The sequence below is a fragment of the Pedobacter sp. HMWF019 genome (assembly GCF_003061025.1).
In the GTDB taxonomy this organism is placed as follows: Bacteria; Bacteroidota; Bacteroidia; order Sphingobacteriales; family Sphingobacteriaceae; genus Pedobacter.
In genome coordinates, this window is sequence record NZ_QAIL01000424.1 from 1 (window position 1) to 6,668 (window position 6,668).

7 protein-coding genes and 1 pseudogene are annotated in these 6,668 nt (G+C 42.2%); 6 read left to right on the plus strand and 2 right to left on the minus strand.

Features of this window, described 5'->3' with window-relative positions:
- Positions 1-252: 252 nt before the first annotated feature.
- Positions 253-678 carry a hypothetical protein gene (locus tag DBR11_RS22600; RefSeq protein ID WP_108554874.1) on the plus strand — a complete coding sequence of 142 codons (426 nt, stop codon included), beginning with the start codon at positions 253-255 and terminating at the stop codon, positions 676-678.
- Positions 679-723: 45 nt separating this feature from the next.
- Here DBR11_RS22600 and DBR11_RS22605 read toward each other — a convergent pair whose 3' ends face one another.
- Positions 724-2,280 carry a hypothetical protein gene (locus DBR11_RS22605; RefSeq protein WP_108554875.1) on the minus strand — a complete coding sequence of 519 codons (1,557 nt, stop codon included), beginning with the start codon at positions 2,278-2,280 and terminating at the stop codon, positions 724-726.
- Positions 2,281-2,388: 108 nt separating this feature from the next.
- On the opposite strand from DBR11_RS22605, the gene mnmD reads away from it, so the two are divergent.
- From mnmD to mazG, 5 genes are all read left to right on the plus strand, one after another.
- Entirely contained in the window at positions 2,389-3,063 is a 675-nt protein-coding gene (gene mnmD, locus DBR11_RS22610) for a tRNA (5-methylaminomethyl-2-thiouridine)(34)-methyltransferase MnmD (protein ID WP_108554876.1), read from the plus strand.
- A gap of 81 nt (positions 3,064-3,144) precedes the next feature.
- The gene (locus tag DBR11_RS22615) at positions 3,145-4,095 is read left to right on the plus strand and encodes an aldo/keto reductase (RefSeq protein WP_108554877.1); all 951 of its coding nucleotides are present in this window, start codon (positions 3,145-3,147) and stop codon (positions 4,093-4,095) included.
- An 87-nt stretch (positions 4,096-4,182) separates the two neighbouring features.
- Complete coding sequence (locus DBR11_RS22620) at positions 4,183-5,295, plus strand: AI-2E family transporter (RefSeq protein WP_108554878.1); 1,113 nt, start codon at positions 4,183-4,185, stop codon at positions 5,293-5,295.
- 5 nt (positions 5,296-5,300) lie between these two features.
- Entirely contained in the window at positions 5,301-5,597 is a 297-nt protein-coding gene (locus DBR11_RS22625) for a hypothetical protein (RefSeq protein ID WP_108554879.1), read from the plus strand.
- A 9-nt stretch (positions 5,598-5,606) separates the two neighbouring features.
- Positions 5,607-6,413 carry a nucleoside triphosphate pyrophosphohydrolase gene (gene mazG / locus DBR11_RS22630; RefSeq protein WP_108554880.1) on the plus strand — a complete coding sequence of 269 codons (807 nt, stop codon included), beginning with the start codon at positions 5,607-5,609 and terminating at the stop codon, positions 6,411-6,413.
- Here mazG and DBR11_RS30305 read toward each other — a convergent pair.
- Positions 6,414-6,668 (minus strand): annotated as a pseudogene (locus DBR11_RS30305) (ATP-dependent helicase); the annotation flags it as partial.

Consider the following 6,668-nt stretch of genomic DNA (forward strand, 5'->3'; position numbering starts at 1 on the left):
GTACTAAAATAATTACAATTATTAAGAAAAAGAAAACTAATCGACTTAAATAGCATAGGGGCTTAAAAAAAATCTCAAAGAGTTTAATTCTTCATTCATCGTGCCATTTTGCCTTTCTGCCTATCCCTTATATTATCACATTCTCTGGCAAACTAATTTTGCTGCCATAAAAATAAACAGGTAAAAACATTTGGAAACGACCATCAATACATACGTGATCGCTTCCTAAAAAGATTCAGCAATTTTAAATCTATGAGAACAATAAAAAACTTATTACTAATCGTTATCAGCTTATTCGCAGCCCAATTTGCTCATGCCCAAACAGGCAGTATGAAAGATCCGGTAAGCTTTAAACTTAAAAATGGCTTAACCGTCATCGTAGCTCAAAACACAGGAATTTCTAAAGTATATGCTAATTTCAAAACAGAAGATGATGCGGTTAAAGAAGCAGAACAAGAAGGTTTACAAAACCTGGTAACAGGTCTCTTTAATGCGTCCGAAAAAGAAACCAATGGTAAGATCAATGAAGTAAAAGCCTACAACAGCAATCAAATCGACTTGTCTAAAGCTTATCTGACCATTGCCGGAAACATTACCCCATCTGCCGCTAAAGCCATTGCACAAAAAGCATTTGGCAACTGGAAAGGAAATACCACCACTGACGAATCCTCAAAATAAGAAACAAAGCGGTCGCCTTCTGTCTTTCAGGAAGGTGACCGCAACTTAATACCCAATATTTTTAACCGCTTGCGCTCCCAATCTTTCCGACAATTGCTCAAGGTAAAGACTCTGGGGCAACACACTTACACCAGGCACATCATAAATACCCTCTGCAAGCAAAGGCACCTGATCAAAAGGCATCGCTTTCTTTTGAGGCTCACCAAAACCACCAATCACCCAATTCGCAGCACCCGGAGGCTGCTGGTTCAAAAAACTTTTCGCCGCACAATTCCAGGCCACGGCCCAGCCAATAGCCCAGCCATGCCCTGAGCCCATCGCCCCCCGGTTCATAAAATCAATTCCCCCATCAGGAACCCTGCAACCATCTACCAGCAAACCCGTAGCCCATCGCTGATGCGGCTGTATCCATCCGTTTCCACGAAAAACACAGTTCAGCACCACAACCGGACCAGTGACCTTTGCCCCTGTTCCAAAGAAAAACATATTATCTCCCTGGATGCTACATTTGTTAAAAAGCAACTGCTGTCCACTTCCATTGATATCAGCCGGTTTAGCCGCCCCCTCTGTTGGCAGTTCATGAAAGATCCTCACCTGCTCCACTGTAATCCGCTTGCCGGTCACACTTACACTGTTTACTGTATTAAACACGTCAATATTTCTCGCCCAGGCATCCGACACCCCACTCATACTAAAAGCTTTATGATGCCCTTCATTGATCGTCCCCGATTGTTTGGGTGAAACCATTCTCAGATTTTCAAATCCAATTTGCGACAGCATTCCATCCATACTGACCCTGGTCACCTCCACCCCTTCTTTCCCCAAATATTGAGCATCATAACTATCCGTTAACGGAACATCAACCGTAATCTTATTTTTCGCAATTTCCTTAATCACACGCTCTGTAGTAATCTCTCCCGTAATCCAGGTTTGCTTTTTTCCATTCCTCATCAACCGGTCCATCCCCATAAAATGTACCCAGGCTTCCGTTACCGGCCTCGAAATACGGATCATATCCCCAACGGCAAAGCGGGAAGCATCCTTCAACGTAAAAGACATCGCACCAGAGGACACATAAGTATCCGCAAACACAGAAGATACCCCACTACTCTTCAACTCCACAGCCCCCCTCACAGAAATACAGACATGCGGCTTTCCCGTCATATTGATCACTGTTCCTTTTTCTCCTGAACCACTCCCCCGGAGCACTACACCATTACTATTGATCACAAGAGCGCGGTCACAATCATAAACACCTTCTCTCAGCAAAACGGCCCCTCTAAAGCCATTTTCCAAAGGCATTTGCGAAACCTTATCAATAGCCAACTGTATCGCATCCGTGTTGTCTCCAGCCTGAGAGCTTAAAACCAACTGCACCTTCGGAGCCGGAATGGCAACCCCACCTCCCATGTAACCGGCATAAGAAAAGTCCATGATCCGGCCTCCTCCCGGAAGTGTTTTATAATTAAGTTTTCCCTTATCCAGGTATACCCACTCGCTCTTACCTGATTTATCCTGCTTCACTTTTTGGGCAAATCCAGCAGCCAAAACCACTTGTAAAACGGCCAGCAACAGCCAGCCCTTAGTACCTATCCTGTTCATCTATATTTGGTTTAGAACTATAAAGATAGCAGGCAGCCCCTCCACTCATTACGCTCAATAAGTAAAATATTCAACAATTTAAACAGCTTTTCTGCTAATTTTGGAAAAATGAATACACTCACCCAAACCGCCGACGGCTCGAATACCCTATATAACGAAACCATTGGAGAACATTATCATTCCAAACATGGGGCTGTACAAGAAAGCAAGCATGTATTTATAGATGCAGGCCTCAAATATGCAGAAGAGAAATTTCCAGGCAAAGCCCTCTCCATTCTGGAAATTGGCTTTGGTACCGGCTTGAATTTCCTGTTCACAGCAGTTTATGCCGCAGAAAAAAATATGGACATTGATTATACAGGCATTGAAGCCTATCCATTAAGCCAGGAAGAACTCAATAGTACAGGCTACGATCAATATGTTCCGGCCTCGGTTTGGGAAAGTTTAAGCAGCCAATATGAAGTCGCCCTAAAAGCGCCAGCCAGATTACACCCGCTGTTACAGCTTTTCATTCCGCATATACAACTGGAAAATTTCAAGGATACAAAATCCTACGACCTGATCTATTTTGATGCATTTTCTGTACAGCATCAACCTGAAATGTGGTCAGATGAAATCATCGCCCATGTATGCTCCTTCTTAAAACCAGGAGGAATTTTTGTAACCTACGCCATCACCGGAAAGTTGAAACGTGCTTTAAAGAGCCAGGGCCTGCAAATTCAAAAACTTCCAGGTGCACCGGGTAAGCGGGAAATGTTACGGGCTGTAAAAAACGAAGATTAATTACTGATATTGACATATCCAGGACAGAATTTAAAACCTCCGGGCTATACATTTGTTATTCAATCTCTTTAATTATTGATCATGGATAAAAGAAAATTAGGTAATACAGACTTATTTGTTTCCCCAATTACCTTTGGGGGTAATGTTTTTGGATGGACTATAGACCAAAACAGATCTTTTGAGATCCTGGATGGCTTTGTAGAGGCAGGCTTTAATTTCATAGATACAGCCGATGTATATTCCAGATGGAACCCCGGAAACCAGGGTGGAGAATCAGAAACCATTATTGGAAACTGGCTAAAAGCCCGCAACAACCGCAAAGACGTGATCATTGCCACCAAAGTAGGTGCTGATATGGGAGAAGGTAAAAAACTTACCAAAAAATACATCACCGCAAGGGTAGAAGATTCTTTAAAAAGACTTCAAACAGACTATATAGACCTGTATCAGAGCCACTATGATGACCCTGAAACCCCGGTACTGGAAACGCTCGAAACTTATGACGAACTGATTCGCGCAGGTAAAGTACGTTGGATTGGCGCATCCAACTTTTCTGCAGAACGCTTAAAAGAATCGCTGGAAACCAGTAAAAAACACAGTCTTCCGGTCTATCAAACTTTTCAGCCAGAATACAACCTCTATTCCAGAGAACATTTTGAAAAAGAATATGAAGAACTTTGCCTGGAAAATCACCTCGGCGTGATCAACTATTACGCCCTGGCCAGCGGCTTTTTATCTGGAAAATACCGGTCAGAAGCCGATCTAAATAAAAGTAAAAGAGGAGGCGGCATAAAAAACTACCTTAACGAGAGAGGTTTCAAAATTCTGAAAGCATTGGACCAGGTATCCGAACAATACAATTCCAGCCCCGCAAGTATTGCCCTCGCCTGGCTGATTGCCCGTCCATCGGTTACTGCCCCAATTGCCAGTGTGACCACAAAAGATCAGTTAAAAGATCTGGTTAATGCAGCATCATTAAAACTAAACACAGAAGATATTGCTATATTAGATAAGGCAAGCGACTGGAAATAAAAAAACAATTGATCATAAAAGCGCCCTGCCAAAAAAACTGGCAGGGCGTTTGTTTTAAAAGGCCTTTAACACAACAGGATATAACGCATGAAAAACATCTCTTTACCGTTCCACACCAAACTGGCCATGGTACTGGTCTCCATCATCAGTCTTATTTATATCGCTATTTTAGGAGAAACCATCCTTGCTCCATTTATGTTTTCTTTCCTGCTGGCCTTGCTCCTGCTTCCGCTGGCCAATTTTCTGGAAAAAAAACTCCGGTTTAAAAGAAGTCTCTCTTCTATAGTTTCTGTCGTGGTAATGCTGTTTGGTATTGGCAGTATCATGTATTTTTTCGCCCACCAACTCAGTGACCTCTGGCAAGACTGGCCTTTATTAAAAACACAGGTCACTAATACCTTTCATGAAGCACAAGAATGGATCAACCATACTTTCCATGTAGACGCAGAAAAGCAACTCAAATACATCAATGATACAGCTACCGGAGCACTGGCCAAAAGCGCCACAGTCTTAGGTACAACCCTGCTTACCGTATCCTCCACCATGCTGTTTCTCTCCTTCATCCTACTCTTCACCTTCTTTATTTTAAACTACAGAAGGATTCTTTTTACCTTTTTAACCTCTGTATTTAAAGAAGAACATGCAAATAAAGTAAAAGACATCATTGAGCAGATCCAGTACATCATCAAGAAATACATTACCGGTTTATTTCTGCAAATGGTGATCGTAACCATACTAATGGTGGGTATCTTATCTCTTTTGGGTGTTAAATACGCCATATTATTAGGTCTGGTGGCCGGCATTTTTAACCTGATTCCCTACCTGGGCATCTTTACCGCTCTGGCCATTAGCGTACTGATCACCTTCGCTACCGCCGGTGGTGCCAAAGTATTGCTTGTGCTGATCACATTCATTGGCGTACATGCGCTGGATGGGAACATTTTAATGCCCCTGGTGGTGGGGTCAAAAGTAAAGATCAATGCCCTTATTGCCTTTATAGGAATTGTGGTCGGTGAAATGATTTGGGGTATCCCCGGAATGTTTCTTTGCATTCCCTATCTCGCCATTATGAAGATCATTTTTGAACGTGTAGATCCATTAAAACCCTGGGCCATCCTACTGGGCGAAGAACAGCATGAAAAGAAGCCCCGTAAAGTTTATCGCATTACTAAAAAGATCAAACTGGAGGAAAAAGACTAATTGCCATGCCCAAAACAAAGTCTTCACATATTCTGAATACCTCCGCAAATCTGCTGGGTTTATGTTTCATTGTGCTTACTTCTGTTAAAGTCTCAAAAATGGGTGGAGTGACGGTAATTGACGAAACCGCAGCTTTAGCTATATTTTTATTCATGATCAGCTGCATTCTCTCCTTTTTATCCATCAGGAGAGGTGATGCAGCCAGTGATAAACTGGAAAAAATAGCAGACATCGCATTTTTAAGCGGACTGATTATTCTTTTTGTTACCACAATGATGATTACCTTTAACGTCATTAAATAATCTAATAAAATGCCTAATAACATACCTCCAGTTACTGCTGCCGACCCTTCTTCCGCTTTTCAAAGACTATTAACCGTACTCGATACGTTAAGAACCCAATGCCCTTGGGACAAAAAACAAACCATGGAAAGCCTTAGACATTTAACCATAGAAGAAACCTATGAATTGTCTGACGCCATTCTGGAAGGCGATCTGGAAGAAGTCAAAAAAGAACTTGGCGATGTTATGATGCACCTGGTTTTCTATGCCAGGATTGCTTCAGAAACCAACGACTTTAGCATTGTGGACGTACTTAACGGCGTTTGTGATAAACTGATCAGCAGGCACCCGCATATCTATGGCGATGTGGTTGTACAAGACGAAGCCGACGTAAAACGCAACTGGGAGCAACTTAAGCTCAAAGAAGGCAATAAGTCCGTACTGGCCGGTGTACCTAAAGGCCTGCCCTCACTAGTTAAAGCCAGCCGTATACAGGAAAAAGCAAAAGGCATAGGCTTTGACTGGGAAGACAAAACCCAGGTATGGGAAAAAGTAGAAGAAGAGCTGCAGGAATTTAAGGCCGAGTTTAACGTAGTAGACAACAGCGCTATTGATATTGAAAAAGCCGAAGATGAATTTGGAGATCTGCTGTTCTCGCTCATCAATTATGCACGTTTTATCAATATCAACCCAGAAAATGCATTGGAAAAAACCAATAAAAAGTTCATCAAAAGGTTTCAGTACCTGGAAAGTAAAGCCAAAGAAAACGGCAAGGCCCTACAGGATATGACACTTGCCGAAATGGATGTTTATTGGAATGAAGCGAAACAGCTCTAATTAGCTGTGTTTCTTTTTCATGGTCATTTTAGCTTTCTGACCAATTCCATAGTTATAATTTTTTGAATTGCTTTCTTTCTTCTGATGATAAGCACCGCCACCACGGGGGTTTTCATCTTCCTCTTCAGACAAATATTTATTCTTATCTGATTTCTTAGATTTTGGAGGTGTAGTGATCTGCACCTCTTCCGGAAGCTCCATTTGTTCAAACTTCTGTCCAATGGCCTGTTCCAGTTTTCTAACCTGGGCCAGTTC

Bases quoted from the DNA above. Each gene is read 5' to 3' on its own strand.
- DBR11_RS22600 (WP_108554874.1), top strand. From the start codon at position 253: ATGAGAACAATAAAAAACTTATTACTAATCGTTATCAGCTTATTCGCA.
- DBR11_RS22605 (WP_108554875.1), bottom strand. From the start codon at position 2,280: ATGAACAGGATAGGTACTAAGGGCTGGCTGTTGCTGGCCGTTTTACAA.
- mnmD (WP_108554876.1), top strand. From the start codon at position 2,389: ATGAATACACTCACCCAAACCGCCGACGGCTCGAATACCCTATATAAC.
- DBR11_RS22615 (WP_108554877.1), top strand. From the start codon at position 3,145: ATGGATAAAAGAAAATTAGGTAATACAGACTTATTTGTTTCCCCAATT.
- DBR11_RS22620 (WP_108554878.1), top strand. From the start codon at position 4,183: ATGAAAAACATCTCTTTACCGTTCCACACCAAACTGGCCATGGTACTG.
- DBR11_RS22625 (WP_108554879.1), top strand. From the start codon at position 5,301: ATGCCCAAAACAAAGTCTTCACATATTCTGAATACCTCCGCAAATCTG.
- mazG (WP_108554880.1), top strand. From the start codon at position 5,607: ATGCCTAATAACATACCTCCAGTTACTGCTGCCGACCCTTCTTCCGCT.